The organism is Roseateles sp. GW821-FHT02E12 (genome assembly GCF_059421665.1).
Genome location: NZ_JBWKVK010000003.1, coordinates 850345 through 869748, shown reverse-complemented (window position 1 = coordinate 869748; position 19404 = coordinate 850345). Strand labels below are relative to the sequence as shown.

Below are 19404 nucleotides of genomic sequence, written 5' to 3'. Positions count from 1 at the left end.
CCCCCGATGAACACCCCCCGCCCCGCCTCCACCGGCTTGTCCGTGCAGCAGGTGCTGCTCTGCGGCGCCATGATCGTCACGCTGTCGATGGGCATCCGCCACGGCTTCGGCTTCTGGCTGCAGCCCATCATCACGGAGCGCGGCTGGACGCGGGAGACCTTCTCCTTCGCGATGGCGGTGCAGAACCTCTCGTGGGGCATTGCCGGGCCCATCGCCGGCATGCTGGCCGACCGGTTCGGCGCCTGGAAGGTGCTGATCGCCGGCGGTGTGACGTACGCCTGCGGCTTGCTGCTGATGGCCGTGACCAGCCATCCGCTGAGCTTCACCCTTGGCGCAGGCGTGCTGATCGGCATCGCCCAGTCGGGCTCCACCTACGCCGTCATCTACGGCGTGCTGGGCCGCACGGTGTCGCCGGAGAAGCGCTCCTGGGCTTTCGGCGTCGCGGCGGCTGCGGGCTCCTTCGGCCAGTTCGTGATGATCCCCGTCGAGACCTGGCTCATCAGCCATCTCGGCTGGCAGGGCGCCTTGTGGCTGCTGGCCGGCGCGGCCTTGCTGATCGTGCCGCTGGCGCTCGGCGTGCGCGAGCGCAGCGTGGCCGCCTTCAGCGGCGCCCACCAGAGCATCGGCCAGGCACTGCGCGAGGCCTTTGGCTACCGCAGCTTCCAGTTGCTGATGCTGGGCTACTTCGTCTGCGGCTTCCAGGTCGTCTTCATCGGGGTGCACCTGCCCAGCTATCTGAAGGACCATGGGCTGGGCATCGGTGTGTCGACCGGCGCGCTCATGCTGATCGGCCTCTTCAACATCTTCGGCACCTATGCGGCCGGCATGCTGGGCCAACGTTTCCCCAAGCGCTACCTGCTGTCGGCCATCTACGGCCTGCGCGCAGTGGCCATCGTCATCTTCATCTCGGTGCCGCTGACGCCGATGAGCGTCTACATCTTCGCGGCCGTCATCGGCTTCCTGTGGCTGTCCACGGTGCCACCGACGAATGCCGTCGTCGCGCAGATCTTCGGCGCCCAGCATCTGTCCATGCTGGGTGGCTTCGTCTTCTTCAGCCACCAGATCGGCAGCTTCCTGGGCGTCTGGCTGGGCGGCAAGCTCTACGACACGACCGGCAGCTACGACGTCGTCTGGTGGCTGGCCGTGGCGCTGGGCGTGGTGGCCATGCTGGCCAACCTGCCGGTGCGCGAGGCGCCCATCCTGCGAGCTCAACCGGCATGAAGCCGCGCCGCTGGATCTGGCCCGCGCTGGCCGTCGCCGTGCTGACGGCGACCGTGGCGGCCTACCGCCACCCGGCGGTCATGATCCAGCTCAGCGAACAGATCTGGTCCTGCTTCGGATGACAGGCACGCCGTCCGCCTGGCTGCAGCGCTTTGCACCGACACCGCCGGGCACCGCGCTGGACGTGGCCTGCGGCTCCGGCCGCAACCTGCGCTGGCTGGCGGAGGCCGGCTGGCAGGTCACCGGCGTCGACCGTGACACTGCCGCCACGGCGCCTCTGCAAAGCCTTGCAAAGATCATCGATGCCGACATCGAGAGCGGCCCCTGGCCTTTGCAGCAAACCTTCGACCTCGTGGTGGTCTGCAACTACCTGTGGCGCCCGCTGTTCGACACGATCAAATCCGCCGTCAAGCCCGGCGGTTGGCTGATCTGGGAAACCTTTGCCGACGGCCAGCAGACCATCGGCCGGCCATCGCGCCCCGATTTCCTGTTGCAGCGGGGCGAACTGCTGCGTGTCTGCGGCGACTGGCGCATCGCGGCTTACGAAGACGTGTTCGAGGGTGGCGTCAACCCAAGGTTCGTCCAGCGCGTTGCGGCCATTCGGCCGCCGTCGGCAGCCTAAAATCGCCAGATTCCTTAAGAAATTTCCACCATGAAGCCCATCCTCGGCAGCATCGTCGCCCTCGTCACGCCCATGAACGAGGACGGCAGCATCGACTACCCCGCCCTGCGCCGCCTGATCGGCTGGCATGTCGAGGAAGGCACGGCCTGCGTCGGCGTCGTCGGCACCACGGGCGAGTCGCCCACCGTCAGCATGGAAGAGAACCGCGAAATCATTCGTGTCGCGGTTGAACATGGCAAAGGCCGCATTCCCATCCTGGCCGGCACCGGCGCCAACTCCACGGCCGAAGCCATCGAGCTGAGCCGCTATGCCAAGGAAGTCGGCGCGGACTGCACGCTGTCCGTCGTGCCCTACTACAACAAGCCCTCGCAGGAAGGCATCTATCAGCACTTCAAGGCGATTGCCGAGGCCGTGGACATCCCCATGATGCTCTACAACGTGCCCGGCCGGACCGTTGCCGATATGGCACCCGAGACCACGCTGCGCTGCGCCAGCCTGCCCGGCGTCTTCGGCGTCAAGGAAGCCACCGGCAACATCGAGCGCGCGGCCTTCCTGATCAAGCATGCGCCGGCGGGCTTTCACATCTACTCGGGCGACGACGGCACGGCGGTTGCGCTGATGCTGCTCGGCGGCCACGGCAATGTCAGCGTGACGGCCAACGTCGCGCCGCGCCAGATGGCCGAGCTGTGCCGCCTGGCCATTGAAGGCAACGCCATCGAGGCCCGCAAGATCCACCTGAAGCTGCTCGGCCTGCACAAGCAGCTGTTCTGCGAACCCAGCCCCGGCCCGGCCAAGTGGGCGCTGTCGCGCCTGGGCCGCTGTGGCGCGGCTCTGCGCCTGCCAATCACGCCGTTGACGGCGGACGGTCAGGCCAGCGTCGGCCAGGCCATGGTCGAAGCCGGATTGCTCTGAAGGCTCTGGTCTAATGCGCGGCTGCGCCGGCAAGGTCCGGCGCCTTTGTTCCCCGGAGATTTCCAGCGTGATGTCCCTTTCCTCGTTTCGCCCCACGGCGACCCGCCTGGCCTGCACGGCCTTTGTCCTGTCGCTCGCCGGCTGCAGCGCGATCGACAGCATGTTTTCGACGGACAAGGTCGACTACAAGGCCGCCTCGCGCCAGACCCAGGGCCTGGACATCCCGCCCGACCTGACCCAGCTCGCCAAGGACAACCGTGCCCAGGTGCAGGGCGGCTCCATCACCGCCTCCGCGCTGTCCGCGGTGAAGCCGGCCAATTCGACCAACGCGCAGTCGCTGGTGTCCGGCAGCGTGGCCGCCAATGCGGCCGGCGACGTGCGCCTGGAGCGCAGCGGCGCCGAGCGCTGGCTGCACACCGCGGCTACGCCCGAGCAACTCTGGCCCCAACTGCGCACCTTCTGGCAGGAACGTGGCCTGGAAGTCGTCAAGGAGCAGCCCGAGGTCGGCGTCATGGAGACCAACTGGGGCGAGAACCGCGCCAAGCTGCCGCAGGACTTCATCCGCTCGACCATCGGCAAGGTCTTTGACGGCCTGTATTCGACCGGCGAGCGCGACATGTACCGCACCCGCGTCGAGCGCAGCGCCACGGGCACCGATATCTTCATCAGCCACCGCGGCATGCAGGAGGTCTACACCTCGCAAGGCCGCGAGTCGACTGCCTGGCAGAATCGCCCGGCCGACCCCTATCTCGAAGCCGAGATGCTGTCGCGCCTGATGCTCAAGCTCGGCGGCAAGGAAGACGCTGCCAAGACCGTGGTCGCCGAGGCCGGCAAGCCGGCGACGGCCACGACGCCCAGCACGCTCAAGGTCGGCGGCGAGACCCAGCGCCCCGAGCGCCGCGCGCTGTCGGAAGTGCCGGACAGCCTCAGCGTCAACGACGGTTTCGACCGCGCGTGGCGCCGTGTCGGCCTGTCGCTGGACCGCCATGGCTTCACGATCGAGGACCGCGACCGCGCGGCTGGCCTGTTCTACCTGCGCTACGCCGACCCCGAGCAGGCAGGCAAGGACGAGCCCAACTTCTTCCAGCGCCTGTTCGGCGCCAAGGCAGCCACGGCGGTGCGCTACCGCGTCTCGGTCAAGGCCGATGGCGTGAAGAGCATGGTGCGCATCCTGGACGACCGCGGCCAGGCCATCGCGGACGACAACGCCAAGCGCATCCTCAGCCTGCTGATGGATGACCTGAAGTAAGCCTCGCGCTGAACAGGAAGTCGCTGCCGTGATGCGCTTTTGCAGCCTCGGCAGCGGCAGCGGCGGCAACTCGACGCTGGTCGAGGCCAGCCAGGGCATCACGAGCACGCGGCTGCTCGTCGATGCCGGCTTCAGCGTCCGCGAACTCGTCAAACGCCTTGCACGCGCGGGCTGCACGCCCGAGGAAGTCGATGCGGTCTTCATCACCCACGAGCACGGCGACCACATCGGTTGCGCCCTCGCCTTCGCGACGCGCTACCGGCTGCCGCTGATCACGAGCCGCGGCACCTGGCGAGCCGTGGGCAATGCCGAATTCGATCCAGCCCTGCTGCGCATCGCCAAATGCGGCGAGGCCATGCCGCTGGGCGACATGGAACTGCGGCCCTTCTCGGTGCCGCACGACGCCAATGAGCCACTGCAACTGGTGCTCGATGAGGGCGCGCTGCGGCTGGGCATCGTCACCGATCTGGGCAGTGCGCCGGACAGCGTGGCCGAAGCGCTGAAGGGCTGCCAGGCATTGCTGCTGGAGTGCAACCACGACGAGGGCATGCTGCGCACCGGCCCGTATCACCCGGCGCTGAAGAAACGCATCCTGGGCAGCCACGGTCATCTGTCGAACACCGCCGCCGCAGACCTGCTGGTGCGCTGCCTGCACGCGGGGCTGCAAACTGTTGCGGCAGCCCACCTCAGTGAACACAACAACAGCCCGGACCTGGCTCGCGCGGCATTGGCCGAAGCCCTCGGCGACACGGAATCAGATATTCGCGTCGCTCATCCAACCCTGGGTTTGGACTGGTTGGCTCTGAACTGAGTTACGCGGCGAAATCACATCGCGCAAAGTTTTGTAATCGCGGCCGCAAACCAAGCCAAAGCGTCGCGAAAAAGAAAAAAGCCGCCGCTGCTTGCGCAGCGACGGCTCTTTCCGTGGGGACGAAGCGATTACTTCGAAGCGGCCGAAGCGGCAGCGTCAACGACGGCAGAAGCGCCGGCATCAACTGCGCTGGCGGCGGCCGAAGCGGCATCGACAACGGCCGAAGCGGCGACAACGGCTGCGGCCGGAGCCTCAACCTTGGGTTCTTCCTTCTTGCTGCAAGCGCTCAGGGCCACGGCAGCCAGCAGGGAAGCCAACAGGATCGACTTATTCATACTTGTCCTCAAACGTTTAAACGACGGTGCACACCATAACTTTGGGGTCGTGCATCGATGCTCTTGCACCAACGGCCGACCCCGACAGAACAAGACGCGGAAAACCTCGAGCGCTTCCCTCGCCTAGCCCGCAATTATAGGGGTTTGTGTAACGCCAACGCTCACAACCCCAAAGTCGTGGGCGCAAATGAATCGCTGGAGCGTTGCGCCAGGGCATCAAACCATTCCAGGCCGCGCAGGCGCTGCGCGGCCTCCAGGCTGACCTCGCCGCGCCATAAATGGCGGTCGAAGAGACGCAGCGTCAGCGTCGATTCCGCACCTACAGCCAGCAGCAAGCTTTCAGGCGCGGCTTCCAGCCGAACCTCGGGCTCGACAGCACGCGCCGTCACGCAGTGCGCATAGTCGCGCCGCCAGCGGACGAAGCGCGGATGGCGGCGCACGACATCGTCGTATTGCAGCGCCAGCAGATGCAACTGGCGGCCATGCCGGGCCCAGGCCGCCAGCGCGGCGAGGGCTTGCGCGTCGGACAAGGGCCAGTCGACGAAGCTGGCGTCCCAGGCGTGCAGTTCACGACAGCCCTGCTCGCCGGCCCAGGCCAACGTCCCGATGACCAGGCGCTGGAAGTCGGCACGCCCGGCGAAACTTTGTGCGTTCACAGGTACCCCCTTTGCGCTGTGCGTTGTCCGGCCAAGCGGGAATGTCGATCGGGGCTCATGGCGCCAAGGGTTGCACCCAGCCGTCCTCGGTCCACTGGTCCAGCAACTCGCGCGCATCGGGCGAGAGCCGGGCGACCTCGGCCACATTCAGCAGGCGGCGGTCGGCCAGGCCGCGCATCAGCACCGCGTCGCGCCCACCGGCACGGAAGCTCTCGCCGTTCAGGAAGACATGCGTCGTGTCATAGAGCATGCGGCTGCGACGGTCGAGCATGGCGCCTCGCCCCGGCGGCAGCGGCTCGCCAGCGTCGAACCAGACCGTCGCCTTGGGTTCGGTCAGCGCCTCGCCCAGGGCCCGCTCCAGCGCCTGTGGACGCTGCACGGCAGCCTCGACGGCGCGGCGCGCGAAGTCCAGCAGCGCCGCCGGCACGCGGGCCGACTCGGTCGTGGCCTCCTGGCGCGGGTCGGCGTAGAGCTTGCCGGCGCTGTCGACGTCGTCAAGCAGGCGCGGCAGCAACTCGGCCGCCAGGCCATCGGCCGTCGAAGCGCGAAAACCGACCGACGCCGTGACGCAGCCGCCGCCCACGGCAACGCCGTCATGCGCCCAGCCGGGCGGCAGATAGAGCATGTCGCCCGGCTCGAGAACAAACTCCTGCTCGGGCTTGAAGTTGGCGATGATCTTCAACGGCACATCGTCCCGCAGCACGGCGTCGCGCTGCGCACCGATGCGCCAGCGGCGCTGGCCGGCGAGCTGGATGAGGAAGACGTCGTAGGAATCGAAATGCGGGCCGACACCGCCGCCGTCGCTGGCCACGGACAGCATCAGGTCGTCCAGGCGCGCGTCGGGCACGAAGCGAAACAGGTCCAGCAGCGCACGCGCCTCGTCCAGATGCTGGTCCAGCCCCTGTACGAGCAGCGTCCAGCCTGGCTTGTTCATTGCCGGCAGGCGGGCGATGGGGCCTTGCTTGAGCTTCCAGTCGCCGTCGAAAGATGTGACGAGCCTCGACTCGACGTCGTCACGTGCGGCAAGCGCCGCGAGGTCTTTCAGCGCAGCAGGCGGCGCAGCGTTGGCAAAGGCCTGGCGCACCAGAAGCGGCTTTTTCTGCCAATGCTTGCGCATGAACTGCGCCTGGCTCAGGCCGGCGAGCATGGGGGTCGGGAGGTCGATCTGCATGAACACATTGTGCCGAGGCCTGCGTGCGAAAATCTCTTCCATGCAAGCGACCCGCCCCTGTGTCGTCTCCCTTCGCTGGAGACTCGAAGATGCCCAAGGCCAGCTCATCGACGAGCTGACCGAACCCATGGAATTCCTGCTCGGCGGGGAGGACCTGTTCGCCAAAGTGGAGGAGGCCTTGGAGGGCCAGGAGGTCGGCTTCGAAACCGACCTCGCGCTGCAGCCCGAGGAAGCATTTGGCGACTACGACTCCAATCTCGTCTGCTTCGAGGCGCGCACCCTGTTCCCGGACGGCGTCGAACCCGGCTTGCAGATCGAAGGCCTGCCGGAAGGTGCTGCCACCGAGGGCATGCCCGAGGACGTGGTCTACACGGTCACCGAGGTCTACCCCAAGCACGTCGTGCTGGACGGCAACCACCCGCTGGCCGGCATCGGACTGCGCATGCACCTGACGCTGCTGGACGTACGAGTGGCGACCGAGCAGGAAGTCGAAGCCGGCTCGGTCGGCGAGCCGATCTTCATGGTGCAGACCGGCGCGCCGCCGGACGAGAAGCTGCACTGAGGCCTGCCGAAGGACATCCGGCATGCACAGCCGGATGGCATGAACCGAAGGCGCCTCACGGCGCCTTTTTGCTTTAGCTCTTGCCCGTCGAGCCGAAGCCGCCGGCGCCACGCTCGGACGTATCGAAGCTGTCCACGCGGCGGAACTGCGCCTGCACGACAGGCACGATGACCAGTTGGGCGATGCGCTCGAAGGGTTGGATGACGAACTCGGTCTGGCCGCGGTTCCAGCAGCTCACCATCAACTGACCCTGGTAGTCGCTGTCGATGAGGCCCACGAGGTTGCCGAGCACGATGCCGTGTTTGTGACCCAGGCCGGAGCGCGGCAGGATGATGGCCGCCAGCCCCGGGTCGCCGATGTGGATGGCCAGGCCCGTCGGGATCAGCGTCGTCTGGCCTGGGGCCAGCGTGATCGCTTCGTCGAGGCAGGCGCGCAGGTCGAGGCCGGCGCTGCCGGGCGTGGCGTAGGCGGGGATCTGCTCGGCCATGCGGGCGTCGAGCACTTGCAGGTCAATCGGGGTCATCGGAGTCGTTTCGAAAGTTCTTGGATCAGCTCGCGCGCGAGGCTGAGCTTGTCGGCACGGGGCAGTTCACGCTGACCCTGCTCGTCGATGAGCAGCAGCGCGTTGTCATCGCGGCCGAAGGTGGCTGGGCCGAGGTTGGCGACGATCAGCGGGATGCCCTTGCGGCGGCGCTTGGCGTCGGCGTGTTCGGCGAGCTTTTCGCTCTCGGCCGCGAAGCCGACACAGTAAGGCGGCTTGGGCAGCTTGGCCACGGCCGCGAGGATGTCGGGGTTCTCGGCCATCGCAATGGTCGGCGCTGTTGCGCCACCTTCGGCCTTCTTCAGCTTGTGCTCGTGCGTCTGGGCGGGGCGCCAGTCGGCCACAGCGGCCGTCGCGATGAAGGCGTGCTGGTGAGCGGCCAGCGGCAGCACGGCATCGAACATCTGCTGGGCGCTCTGCACGTTGATGCGTTGCACGCTGCGCGGCGTGGGCAGATGCACCGGCCCGGCGACCAGCGTCACGTCGGCACCGGCCTCGGCCGCGGCGCGAGCGATGGCAAAGCCCATCTTGCCGCTGCTGTGGTTGGTGATGCCGCGCACCGGATCAATGGGCTCGAAGGTCGGCCCGGCGGTGATGAGCAGCTTCTTGCCCAGCAGCATCTTGGGCGCCAGGAAGGCTTCGACGTCGTCGAAGATTTCCTGCGCTTCCAGCATGCGGCCATCGCCGATCTCGCCGCAGGCCTGATCGCCGTTGGCAGGCCCGATGACGGTCGCGCCGTCGGCCTTGAGCTGCCCGACGTTGCGCTGCGTGGCCGGGTGGGCCCACATCTCACGGTTCATGGCCGGCACGACCAGCAGCGGGCACTCATGGATGCGGCGCGCCAGCGCGGTCAGGCTGATGAGGTCGTCCGCCCTGCCCTGGGCCAGCGCGGCGATGGCGTCGGCACTCGCGGGCGCCATCAGCATCACATCGGCCTCGCGGCTGAGGTTGATGTGGGCCATGTTGTTGTCGGGCCGCGCATCCCACTGGCTGGTGTAGACCGGGCGGCCGGACAGGGCTTGCATGGTCACCGCGGTGATGAACTGCTCGGCGGCCTCGGTCATCATGACCTGCACCGTCGCGCCGCCCTTCACGAACAGGCGCGTCAGTTCGGCGATCTTGTAGCCGGCGATGCCGCCGGTCATCGCGAGGAGGATGTGTTTGCCGTGCAGTGGACTCGTCATCAGCGCTTCCTGAACACCAGGTCCCACACGCCATGTCCGAGCTTGATGCCACGGTTCTCGAACTTGGTCAGGGGACGGTAGGCGGGCTTGTCAGCATAGCCGGCCGCAGTGTTCAGGAAATGGGGCTCGGCCGTCAGCACTTCAAGCATCTGCTCGGCATAAGGCTGCCAGTCGGTCGCACAGTGCAGATAGCCGCCGGGCGCGAGGTGCTGCACGAGCCTGGCGATGAACTCGGGCTGGATCAAGCGGCGCTTGTTGTGGCGCTTCTTGTGCCAGGGGTCGGGGAAGAAGATGTGCACGCCGGCCAGCAGGTCGGGGCCGATCATGTCGCGCAGCACTTCCACCGCGTCGTGCTGGACGATGCGGATGTTGCTCAGCTGCTTCTCGTCGATGAGCTTGAGCAGCGCGCCGACGCCGGGTTCGTGCACCTCGCAGCCGATGAAGTCGTGATCGGGCAGCGTGGCGGCGATCTCGGCGGTGGCGCCGCCCATGCCGAAGCCGATCTCCAGCACCAGCGGGGCCTTACGGCCGAAGAGGCCCGCAACGTCCAGGCGCTCAGGCTTGTAGGGCAGCACGAACTTGGGGCCCAGCTCGGCCAGGGCCTTGATCTGGCCCGTGCCCATGCGGCCGGCGCGCGTGACGAAACTCTTGATCGCCCTGCGTGGCGGGTCCTGCGGCGGGTCCTTCTCTTCCATCAGCCCACCTCGGCCATGACCATGGGCGTGGCGGCGATGTCGGCATCGCCCAGCGAGCAGGCTGCCAGGTAGGAAGCGATGGCGCGATCGGCTGCGGCGTCATCGGCCGCGTGGATCAGCGCCAGCGGCTCGCCGGCGGCAACGCGCGTGCCGAGCGGTTTCACGTCAGAGAAGCCGACGCGCATGTCGATGGCGTCACCCGCCTTGCGGCGGCCACCACCCAGCTCGACGATGGCCACGCCGAGATCGCGGGTCGACATGGTCGTGATGACGCCGGCGCGCGGTGCTGCCACGGGCTTCACCACCGGCGCGGCGGCCAGGTAGGCGTCGGGGCGCTCCATCAGGTCGGCCGGGCCGCCCAGGGCGACGACCATCTTGGCAAACTTCTCGGCGGCGGCGCCGGAGTCCAGCGCGGCCTGCAGCTTCACACGCGCAGCGGCCGTGCTGGCAGCCAGGCCGCCCAGCACCAGCATCTCGGCGCACAGCGCCAGCGTCACCTCGTGCAGGCGCGGCTCGCGGTATTCGCCCTTCAGGTAGCGGATGGTCTCGATGACTTCCAGCGAGTTGCCGACATCGGTGCCCAGGATCTGATTCATGTCGGTGATCAGCGCGCGTGTCTTCAGGCCCGCGCCACCGGCAACGGCGACGATGCTCTCGGCCAGTTCCTTGGCGAACTCGGGCGTGGACGCGAAGGCGCCATTGCCGCACTTGATGTCCATGGCCAGGCCTTCGAGGCCGGCGGCGAGCTTCTTGGACAGGATGCTGGCGGTGATCAGCGGCACGCTCTCGACGGTGGCCGTCACGTCGCGCGTGGCGTAGAAGCGCTTGTCGGCGGGCGCCAGGTCGGCCGTCTGGCCAATGATGGCGCAGCCGAGCGTGCGGACGATCTGGTCGAAGCGCGCCGGGTCGGGCGTCGTCGTGTAGCCGGGAATGGCCTCCAGCTTGTCGACCGTGCCACCGGTGTGGCCGAGGCCCCGGCCGGCAATCATCGGCACATAGCCACCGCAGGCCGCCACCATGGGCGCCAGCATCAGGCTGACCTTGTCGCCCACGCCGCCGCTGCTGTGCTTGTCGAGCACCGGGCCGGGCATGTCGGGCCAGCGCATGACGCGGCCGGAGTTCATCATCGCGCGGGTCAGCAGCACGGCTTCGTCACGGCCCATGCCCTTGAGGAACACGGCCATGCCGAGGGCGGCCACCTGGCCTTCGCTCCAGGAGTTGTCGACGAGGCCGCGGACGAAGTGGTTGATCTGCGCTTCGTTGAGCGGCTGGCCGTCGCGCTTGGCGCGGATGATTTCTTGAGCAAGCATGGTTCAGTAGGCGGCGGTGACCGCGGCGGATTCAGCGCCAGAGAGAACGGATTCGATATCGGTGAGCAGGCCGCTGGCGCCAAAGCGCAGGCGCTGCGGGTTGAGAGCGTCAGCGCCGAGGGCGGCTTCTGCCTGGGCGATGTAGCCAGCAGCGTCAGCCACGGAGCGCACGCCACCCGAGGCCTTGAAGCCGGCGGCGGACAAGCCGCTGACGGCGATCTCCTTCAGCATCACCGCAGCGGCTTCGGGTGTCGCGCCGACCTTGGTCTTGCCGGTGCTGGTCTTCACAAAATCGGCACCGGCCGCCAGCGCCAGGCGCGTGGCCTGGGCGATGCGTTCGGGCGTGGCCAGTTCGCCAGACTCGATGATGACCTTGAGCGTCAGCGGGCGGCTGGCGAAGCGGACTTCGGACAGGAACTCGGCCACCTCGGTGCTGTTGCCGGCGATCAAAGCGCGATACGGCAGCACGACGTCGACCTCGTCGCCACCGGCCTGGGCGATCTCGGCGACATCAGCCAGCGCGCGTTGCACATCCAGCGAACCGTCGGGAAAGTTGGCGACGGCGGCGACCTTGATGGACGCCGGCAGCGCGGCACGCGCCTGGGCAACAAAGCGCGGCCAGACACAGACGGCCGCCACCGGGCCGTTCGCGGTCTGCGCGCGACGGCACAGCGCGTCGATGTCGGCCGCGGTGTCGGCGTCGTTGAGGCTCGTCAGATCCAGGCAGGCCAGCGCCGTGCGGGCCGCCGCCTTCAGATCGGCAGTCATAGCGTCAGCTCGGCAAAGCTCGCCACCAGGGCAGCAAGGAAGGAGGCCGCGCGTTCACCGGAAATCTGCGCCTGCTTCAGCGTCAGGTCATGCGTCAGCGCCTCGGCGGACAGGCCTGCGGCCATGTTGGTCATCAGCGCAATGCCCATGACCTTGAGGCCGGCGTGGCGGGCCAGGATGGTTTCCGGCACGGTGCTCATGCCGACGGCATCGGCGCCCCAGGCGGCAAACATGCGGATCTCGGCGGCCGTCTCGAACTGCGGGCCCAACGCCCAGCAGTAGGTGCCTTCGCCCAGCATCAGGTTCTCGCGCTTGGCCAGCGCCAGCGCGTGCTTGCGCAGCTCGCCGTCATAGGCGTTGACCATGTCGACAAAGCGATGGCTGCCTTGCTCGCCCACCAGCGGGCTGCGCTGCGGCGCGTTGATGTGGTCGGCGATCAGCATCAGGCTGCCCGGCGGCATGTGGCCGCGCAGCGACCCGGAGGCGTTGGTCTGCAGCAGCAGCTTCACGCCCCAGGATTTCAGCGTGCGCAGTGCGCCAGCCATGCCGGTGCAGTCGCCGCTCTCATAGGTGTGGGCGCGGCCGCGCAGGAAGATGACGCGCTGGTTGCCGATGTTGCCGACGACGATCTCGTTGACATGGCCCTCGACCTTGGGCTGCGGAAAGGCCGGCAGCTCGGTGTAGGGCAGGTTCTTGGCATCCTGCACATGGCTGACCGCACCGGCCCAACCGGAGCCGAGCACGACGGCGACTTCAGGAGCGTTGCCGAACAGGGATTGCAGCTTCTCGACGCTCGCGGTGATCGCGACGCCGAGGGTTTTGTTGTCGATCATGGGAAACCTCAGAAATTCAGATGGGATGGCCCGAAGCTGTGAGGCAGCAATTCGGCCAGGGTCCAACGTTGGCGGATACCGCCAGGATCGCCGGCAATGATGACGAGCTCTTCGGGAACGGAGAACTCCCGCAGCTTCTGCCGGCAGCCGCCGCAGGGGGTGATCACGTCCGGGCCCGGGCCCGTCACGAGGACGGCCCTGGCCTGCTTGCCGCCGGCCATGATCATGGCCGTCAGCGCCGAGGGCTCGGCGCACCAGCCCTGCGGGTAGGACGCGTTCTCCATGTTGGCGCCGATGTGGATGCGGCCCTGCTCGTCGAGGATGGCCGCGCCGACCTTGTACTTGGAGTAAGGCGAATGCGAGAACTCGCGCGCGCGCAGCGACTCGGCGAGCAGGCGGTTCAGCAGGTCTTGGGTCAATTCCATTTCAGCGTTCCTTCACGTAAGGCTTGCCCAGCGCCTGGGGGGCGATGGCAGAACCAATGAAGCCAGCCAACAGGACCACCGTCAAGATATAGGGCAAAGCCTGGATCAGCTGCACGGGTACTTCGCCACCGCCCAATCCAGCGGGTAGCTGAACACCCTGCATGCGGATCGCGACAGCATCCAGGAAGCCGAACAGCAGGCAGGCGGCCATGGTCGGCAGCGGCTTCCACTTGCCGAAGATCATCGCGGCCAGCGCGATGAAGCCACGGCCGGCGGTCATGTTGGGCGCGAACGATGCGTTCTGCGCCAGCGTCAGGTAGGAGCCCGCCAGGCCACAGAGCACGCCGTTCATCAGCAGCGCCTGGTAGCGCAGGCCCTGGACGGACATGCCGGCGGCTTCGACCATGGCTGGGTTCTCGCCAACGGCGCGCAGGCGCAGGCCCGGGCGGGTGCGTTCCAGGAAGAACCAGACGGCCCCGACCATCACGAAGGCCAGGTAGACCAGCACGTTGTGGCTCAGCAAGCCGTGGCCAAAGACGGAGGCGAACCAGTTGCCCGGCTGAGGCTCGGCAAAGCCCTTGGCGATGGCCGTGAGGCGCACGTCGGGCTCGATGGGCGGCGTCTGGCCGCCCTGCTGGAACCAGGCGATGCCCAGCACCACCGTGAGGCCGGCGGCAATCATGTTCAGCGCTACGCCGGAAACGACCTGGTCGCCGCGGTTGCTGACGCAGGCAAAGCCGTGCACCAGCGACGCGACACAGGCAACAGCGATGGCCGCCATGACACCGTAAGCCGCGGAATGCGTGACCGAGGCGGCGGCCGCAGCCGCAAAGGCTGCGAACAGCATCTTGCCTTCCAGGCCTAGGTCGACAACGCCAGCGCGCTCGGACAGCACGCCCGCCATCGCGCACAGCAGCAGCGGCGCGCTGACGCGCAACGTGGACGCCAGCACCGAGGCGATCAGGACTTCATCCATCAGCGGCCTCCCTTCAACATGCCGTAGAGGCGCGCGAACAGCGGCGCGCTGACGGTGGCCATCGCGCCCGAGAACAACACGATCAGGCCTTGAGCCGTGACGACCATCTCGCGGCTGAAGCCTTGCAGCTCGAACGACACCTCGACACCGCCTTGGTAGAGCACGCCGAACAGCAGCGAGGCCAGCACGATGCCGACCGGATGGTTGCGGCCCATCAGCGACACGGCGATGCCGGTGAAGCCGGCGCCGGCGACGAAGTCCAGCGTCAGCTTGCCCTGCACGCCCGAGATCTCGTTGATGCCGACCATACCAGCCAGTGCGCCGGAAATGGCCATGGCGATCATGACCTGGGCTCGCGGGCGGATGCCGGCGTAGTGGGCGGCACGCGGCGCGCTGCCGACCGAGCGCACGGCATAACCGGCCGCGCTCTTCCACAGGAACCAGCCGACGAAGACGCAGGCGACCAGCGCGATGACGAGGCTGAGGTTCAGCGGCGAAGACGGCAGCTCGTAGCCCAAGGCCGCAGCCATCTGGTGCAGCGCCGGCATGCGGGCACTCTCGGCGAACTCGGCGGACTCGACCGACATGCTGCCGGCCGGGCGCAGCCAGTTCACCAGCAGGTAGGCGTTCAACGCGGCGCCCAGGAAATTGAACATGATCGTCGTGATGACGATGTGGCTGCCGCGCCAGGCCTGCAGATAGGCCGGCAGCGCCGCCCACAGCATGCCGAAGAAGGCAGCCGCGATGACCAGCAGCGGCAGCAGCACGAGGGCCGGCAGCTTGGCACCCAGCCACAGCGCCACCAGCGCCACGCCCACGCCGCCCAACGTCGCCTGGCCTTCGCCACCGATGTTGAACAGGCCGGCATGGATGGCCACGGCCACGGCCAGGCCCGTGAAGATAAAAGTCGTCGCGTAGTACAGCGAATAGCCCAGGCCGCGCACACTGCCCAGGGCGCCGTTCAGCAGCACCGTCAGCGCCTGCCAGGGGCTGTGGCCGATGACCATGACGACGAGGCCAGCCACGACCAGCGCGACGGCGAGGTTCCACAGCGGCAGCAGGCCGATGTCGATCCAACGGGGGAGAGTCATGGGTTGGCTCATGCGGCCACTCGTTCTTCTTGTGCGGCCATCAATAGGCCAAGACGTTTTTCATCACACTCTTCGATGGCCAGCTCGCCGGTGATGCGGCCGCAGTTCATGACGACGACGCGGTCGGCCAAAGCCAGGATTTCGTCCAGCTCGCTGCTGACCAACAGCACCGCGCAACCGGCATCGCGCAGCGCGCGCAGCTGGCCGTGGATGAATTCGATGGCGCCGATGTCGACGCCGCGGGTGGGCTGGCCTACCAGCAGCACGGTCGGCTGCTCGCCGATCTCGCGCGCCAGGATGAGCTTCTGCTGGTTGCCGCCGGAGAACTTGGACGAGCCCAGGTTTTCGTCGCGCGGGCGCACGTCGAAGCGCTCCTGCATCGCGCGGGTCGCGTCGCGCATGGCAGCGTGGTTCATCGCGGCGCCCTTGCGATATTTGGGCAGGTTCTGGTAGCCCAGCACGGCGGATTCCCAAGCCGGGAAGCTCATGACCAAGCCCACAGCATGCCGATCCTCGGGCACATGGGCGAGCCGCAGCGGGCGTGCGCGGGCCGTGTCCAGCCAGGCCTCGGGCGTGAATGACGCGCCGCCCAGCTCCATGCGGCCGCCCTCGGGCGCACGCAGGCCGGACAGCACCTCCAGCAGCTCGCTCTGGCCATTGCCCGACACGCCGGCCACGCCGACGATCTCGCCGGCCTTCAGCGTCAGGCTGACGTTCTTCAGCGCGGGCACACCGTTGGCGTGCTTGAGGCTCAGGCCGGAGGCTTGCAAACGGACCTCGCCCGCATGCACTTCCAGGCCCTCGGGCCGGCCCAGCGTGACCTTGCGGCCAACCATGCTCTCGGCCAGCGCTTCCTCGCTCCACTCGGAGATCGGGCGCGTTTCGACGACCTGCCCCGCACGCATCACCGTGACGGCGCTGCACAGGCTCATGACTTCCTTGAGCTTGTGCGTGATGAGGATGAGCGTCGTACCGCGTTCCTTCAACCGACGCAGCGTGACGAAGAGCTGGTCGGTTTCCTGCGGTGTCAGCACCGCGGTGGGTTCGTCAAGGATCAGGATCTTGGCGCCGCGGTACAGGGCCTTCAGGATCTCCAGCCGCTGCAGCTCACCCACCGGCAGATCGGCCACCACGGCATCGAGCTGCACGGTGAGACCGGTCTCCTGCATCAGCACCTGCAGCTTGGCGCGCACCTTGGCCTTGGAGGCGCTGAGGAAGAAGCCGTCCTCGGCGCCGAGCATGATGTTTTCCAGGCAGGTCAGCGTCTCGACCAGCATGAAGTGCTGGTGAACCATGCCGATGCCCAGGGCGATCGCCTGCTGGGAATTGGCAATGCGGACCTGCTGGCCGTTGACCTCAATATGCCCCGCATCGGCGTGGTAATAGCCGTAGAGGATGGCCATCAGCGTGCTCTTGCCGGCACCGTTCTCGCCGACGAGGCCATGCACGCTGCCCGCGGCGATGTCGAACGACACTTCGCGGTTGGCCTGCACGGCGCCGAAGCGCTTGGAGATGCCCTGAAGGCGGACGGCTGGAACGGCTTGCTCTGGCATGTCGGGGCGTGAACGCTCTTTAGTCAGTTGAGGACGGAGCTGCCAGCGAGTACGCCGGCAGGTCCATCCCGCAAGGCCATCAGTATTTACAGGCGTTGTCCGCCATGTAGTCGGCGACCTTGACCTTGCCGGCAATGATGTCGGCCTTGACGGCGTCGACCTTGGCCTTCAGCGCCGGGTTCAGCAGCTTGGCGTTGTTGTCGTCAACCGCATAGTCCACGCCGCCTTCCTTCAGGCCCAGCACGCTGACGCCGGGCTTCCAGCCCTTGAGCACGTTGTAGACGGCCACGTCCACGCGCTTGACCATGGAGGTCAGCATGGTGCCGGGCTGGATGTGGTTCTGGTTGCTGTCCACGCCAATGGCGAGCTTGCCGGCATCCTTGGCAGCCTGGTAGACGCCCACGCCCGTGCCGCCAGCGGCGGCGAAGACGACGTCCGAGCCCTTGGCGAACTGGCTCTTGGCGAGTTCACCGCCGCGGGTCGGGTCGTTCCAGGCGGTCGACGTGGTACCCGTCATGTTGGAGAAAACCTCGACCTTCGGGTTCGTGACCTTGGCGCCCTGCTCGTAGCCGCACTGGAACTTGCGGATCAACGGGATGTCCATGCCGCCGACGAAGCCGACCTTGCCGGTCTTGCTGACCAGGGCCGCCATCGCACCGACCACATAGCTGCCCTCGTGCTCCTTGAAGAGCAGGGACTGCACGTTGGGCAGGTCGACCTTGGCGTCGATGATGGCGAATTGGGTCTTGGGGAAGTCCTTGGCCACCTGCTGCAGGGCCGACGCCTGGGCGAAACCGATGCTGATGATGGGGCTGGCGCCCTTCTCGGCCATGCGGCGGATGGCCTGCACGCGCTGGGTGTCGTTGCTGATCTCGAACTCGAGATAGGTCTTGCCGGTTTCCTTCTTCCACGCTTCGGCACCCTGGTAGCCGGCCTGGTTGAAGGATTTGTCGAACTTGCCGCCCATGTCGAAGATCACCGCCGGCTGCTGAGCCTGGGCCATGGCCGAGGCGACCAGCAAGGTCAAGGCAGCAAGACGGGGCAGAGAGGTCGTCATGGGCATGGGGTGAGCAAGGCGAAAGGGGCGCATTGTAGAAAACATCCCTCAAGTTTTACTGGGTAGGAAAATACCGATTCCCCGCGACTCAATGGGCTCGGCTGTGGCGCAGGCGCCGATGAGCCGCTCGAGCATGGGGTAGCCAGCCGAGTGTCGCCCAACGCCGCCACATCAAAAGACCTCGAATCCACTCATCCGCCGCGTAGGCGATCCAGACGCCCACCAGCCCCCAGCCCAGGTGGACGCCCAGGAACCAGCTGCCCCCGGCCAGCACGATGGCCATGGAGGCCGAACCCACCATCACCGGGTAGCGCGCGTCACCCGCGGCACGCAGCGCGTTGATGACGACGAGGTTGAAGCTGCGCCCGGGCTCGACCAGCACCGTCCACCACAGCAGGGTGCAGCCCAGCGCAACGATGGCGGGGTCGGACGTGAAGCGGGTCAGCAGCCACGGCCCGGCCAGCGCAAAGGAAGTCGATACGACCAGCGCCAGCGCAATCCCCAGCGCCAGAGAGCGCCGCACCAGCCGGTTGGCGGCATGCAGCTTGCCCGCGCCGATCATGTGGCCCACCATGATCTCGACGGCAAAGCTGATGGCCAGGCTGAACATCAAGATCACGTGCAGGAACTGCATCGTGTAGGCATGCGTGGCCAGCGCATGGGCGCCGAGCTGGGCAATGGCCGCCAGGCTGGTCATGAAGGCCAGGCGCCAGGAGATGTTCTCGGCCGCACCGGGGATGCCGATGTGCAGCACGGTCGCCAGCGGCGCCCGCACCAGCCGCCACCAGTCCGCCGCTCGCAGGCGCAGGTCCAGCCGGGTGCGCCACAGCAGGATGTGCGCCGCCAGGCCCACGCCGCGCCCCAGGGCGCAAGCCAGGGCATAACCCACCAGCCCCATGCGCGGCATAGCCAGCAGGGCCACCACCAGCGTGATGATCTGGATGACGACGACGACGGACAGCGCCTCCCGGCTGCGCAGATGCGAGCGCATGACGCTGGACATGTTGGCGTTCCAGGCGTCCAGCATCAGCGCCGGCGCCAGCGCCTGCAGCAGCGTCTTGGCCAGCGGCGCCACTTCGGGCGGCGCGTTCACCAGCGTCAGCAGCGGGCCAGCGGCCACCAGTGCCGCCACAGCCCCGCCCACGCCCAGCCAGGTGCTGGCGCCGACGACCGCGCGCGCCACCGCGTCGGCCTGGTCACGCCGGCCGGCACCCAGCGCCTGCGTGACGGCCACGCTGACGCCGGCGCCGATGACGCGGAACAACACAAAGAGGGCGGCGAACACCTGGTTGGCCAGGCCGAAGGCGGCGCCGCTGTTGTCGGACAGCCGGGCGGCCAGGGCCGTGCCGATGATGCCGATGCCGATGCCCAGCAGCAGCTCCAGCAGCATCGGCCAGGTCAGCGCAAACAGGCGCGGACGAGCGGTCATGCC

At 67.5% G+C, this 19404-nt stretch carries 22 protein-coding genes; 7 read left to right on the top strand and 15 right to left on the bottom strand.

Features of this window, described 5'->3' with window-relative positions:
* Positions 1-6: 6 nt before the first annotated feature.
* The 6 genes from AC07V5_RS21910 (at position 7) to AC07V5_RS21885 (ending at position 4815) form a co-directional block, all read left to right on the top strand.
* Positions 7-1221, top strand: coding sequence for an MFS transporter (locus tag AC07V5_RS21910; protein WP_495117824.1), 1215 nt, complete (start codon positions 7-9; stop codon positions 1219-1221).
* The gene (locus tag AC07V5_RS21905) at positions 1218-1343 is read left to right on the top strand and encodes a hypothetical protein (RefSeq protein WP_495117823.1); all 126 of its coding nucleotides are present in this window, start codon (positions 1218-1220) and stop codon (positions 1341-1343) included. Before AC07V5_RS21910 ends, AC07V5_RS21905 begins: the two co-directional genes overlap by 4 nt.
* On the top strand, positions 1340-1843 hold the full coding sequence (locus AC07V5_RS21900; RefSeq protein WP_495117822.1) for a class I SAM-dependent methyltransferase: 504 nt from the start codon (positions 1340-1342) through the stop codon (positions 1841-1843). Before AC07V5_RS21905 ends, AC07V5_RS21900 begins: the two co-directional genes overlap by 4 nt.
* 30 nt (positions 1844-1873) lie before the next feature.
* Complete coding sequence (dapA, locus tag AC07V5_RS21895) at positions 1874-2755, top strand: 4-hydroxy-tetrahydrodipicolinate synthase (RefSeq protein WP_495117821.1); 882 nt, start codon at positions 1874-1876, stop codon at positions 2753-2755.
* Between the two features lie 70 nt (positions 2756-2825).
* Complete coding sequence (gene bamC / locus AC07V5_RS21890) at positions 2826-4004, top strand: NlpB/DapX family lipoprotein (protein ID WP_495117820.1); 1179 nt, start codon at positions 2826-2828, stop codon at positions 4002-4004.
* A 31-nt stretch (positions 4005-4035) separates the two neighbouring features.
* Positions 4036-4815: an MBL fold metallo-hydrolase gene (locus AC07V5_RS21885; protein ID WP_495118022.1), complete on the top strand. Its 780-nt coding sequence runs from the start codon at positions 4036-4038 to the stop codon at positions 4813-4815.
* A gap of 128 nt (positions 4816-4943) precedes the next feature.
* On the opposite strand, the gene AC07V5_RS21880 is transcribed toward AC07V5_RS21885, so the two are convergent.
* The 3 genes from AC07V5_RS21880 to AC07V5_RS21870 all read right to left on the bottom strand — a co-directional run bounded on the left by AC07V5_RS21880 (position 4944) and on the right by AC07V5_RS21870 (position 6977).
* A complete protein-coding gene (locus AC07V5_RS21880; protein WP_495117819.1) occupies positions 4944-5150 on the bottom strand; it encodes a hypothetical protein in 207 nt (68 codons plus the stop codon).
* Positions 5151-5311: 161 nt separating this feature from the next.
* Positions 5312-5806, bottom strand: coding sequence for a hypothetical protein (locus AC07V5_RS21875; protein WP_495117818.1), 495 nt, complete (start codon positions 5804-5806; stop codon positions 5312-5314).
* Positions 5807-5861: 55 nt separating this feature from the next.
* Positions 5862-6977: a JmjC domain-containing protein gene (locus AC07V5_RS21870; protein WP_495117817.1), complete on the bottom strand. Its 1116-nt coding sequence runs from the start codon at positions 6975-6977 to the stop codon at positions 5862-5864.
* Between the two features lie 40 nt (positions 6978-7017).
* On the opposite strand from AC07V5_RS21870, the gene AC07V5_RS21865 reads away from it, so the two are divergent.
* Positions 7018-7539, top strand: coding sequence for an FKBP-type peptidyl-prolyl cis-trans isomerase (locus AC07V5_RS21865; protein WP_495117816.1), 522 nt, complete (start codon positions 7018-7020; stop codon positions 7537-7539).
* A gap of 73 nt (positions 7540-7612) precedes the next feature.
* Here AC07V5_RS21865 and dut read toward each other — a convergent pair whose 3' ends face one another.
* From dut to AC07V5_RS21805, 12 genes are all read right to left on the bottom strand, one after another.
* Positions 7613-8062, bottom strand: coding sequence for a dUTP diphosphatase (gene dut / locus AC07V5_RS21860; RefSeq protein WP_495117815.1), 450 nt, complete (start codon positions 8060-8062; stop codon positions 7613-7615).
* The gene (coaBC, locus tag AC07V5_RS21855; protein WP_495117814.1) at positions 8059-9264 is read right to left on the bottom strand and encodes a bifunctional phosphopantothenoylcysteine decarboxylase/phosphopantothenate--cysteine ligase CoaBC; all 1206 of its coding nucleotides are present in this window, start codon (positions 9262-9264) and stop codon (positions 8059-8061) included. Before coaBC ends, dut begins: the two co-directional genes overlap by 4 nt.
* A complete protein-coding gene (gene trmB / locus AC07V5_RS21850; RefSeq protein ID WP_495117813.1) occupies positions 9264-9959 on the bottom strand; it encodes a tRNA (guanosine(46)-N7)-methyltransferase TrmB in 696 nt (231 codons plus the stop codon). The genes coaBC and trmB overlap by 1 nt, the downstream gene beginning before the upstream one ends.
* Positions 9959-11269 carry a thymidine phosphorylase gene (gene deoA / locus AC07V5_RS21845; protein WP_495117812.1) on the bottom strand — a complete coding sequence of 437 codons (1311 nt, stop codon included), beginning with the start codon at positions 11267-11269 and terminating at the stop codon, positions 9959-9961. The genes trmB and deoA overlap by 1 nt, the downstream gene beginning before the upstream one ends.
* Positions 11270-11272: 3 nt before the next feature.
* Positions 11273-12037: a deoxyribose-phosphate aldolase gene (gene deoC / locus AC07V5_RS21840; RefSeq protein ID WP_495117811.1), complete on the bottom strand. Its 765-nt coding sequence runs from the start codon at positions 12035-12037 to the stop codon at positions 11273-11275.
* Positions 12034-12870 carry a purine-nucleoside phosphorylase gene (locus AC07V5_RS21835; RefSeq protein ID WP_495117810.1) on the bottom strand — a complete coding sequence of 279 codons (837 nt, stop codon included), beginning with the start codon at positions 12868-12870 and terminating at the stop codon, positions 12034-12036. Before AC07V5_RS21835 ends, deoC begins: the two co-directional genes overlap by 4 nt.
* 8 nt (positions 12871-12878) lie before the next feature.
* Positions 12879-13295, bottom strand: coding sequence for a cytidine deaminase (gene cdd, locus AC07V5_RS21830; RefSeq protein WP_495117809.1), 417 nt, complete (start codon positions 13293-13295; stop codon positions 12879-12881).
* Between the two features lies 1 nt (position 13296).
* On the bottom strand, positions 13297-14271 hold the full coding sequence (locus AC07V5_RS21825; RefSeq protein WP_495117808.1) for an ABC transporter permease: 975 nt from the start codon (positions 14269-14271) through the stop codon (positions 13297-13299).
* The gene (locus AC07V5_RS21820; RefSeq protein ID WP_495117807.1) at positions 14271-15362 is read right to left on the bottom strand and encodes an ABC transporter permease; all 1092 of its coding nucleotides are present in this window, start codon (positions 15360-15362) and stop codon (positions 14271-14273) included. The genes AC07V5_RS21825 and AC07V5_RS21820 overlap by 1 nt, the downstream gene beginning before the upstream one ends.
* 8 nt (positions 15363-15370) lie before the next feature.
* Positions 15371-16915 carry an ABC transporter ATP-binding protein gene (locus AC07V5_RS21815; protein WP_495117806.1) on the bottom strand — a complete coding sequence of 515 codons (1545 nt, stop codon included), beginning with the start codon at positions 16913-16915 and terminating at the stop codon, positions 15371-15373.
* A 79-nt stretch (positions 16916-16994) separates the two neighbouring features.
* A complete protein-coding gene (locus AC07V5_RS21810) occupies positions 16995-17978 on the bottom strand; it encodes a BMP family lipoprotein (RefSeq protein WP_495117805.1) in 984 nt (327 codons plus the stop codon).
* Between the two features lie 82 nt (positions 17979-18060).
* Positions 18061-19401 (bottom strand): MATE family efflux transporter, encoded by a 1341-nt coding sequence (locus tag AC07V5_RS21805; RefSeq protein ID WP_495117804.1) that lies wholly within the window; start codon positions 19399-19401, stop codon positions 18061-18063.
* Between the last annotated feature and the right edge of the window lie 3 nt (positions 19402-19404).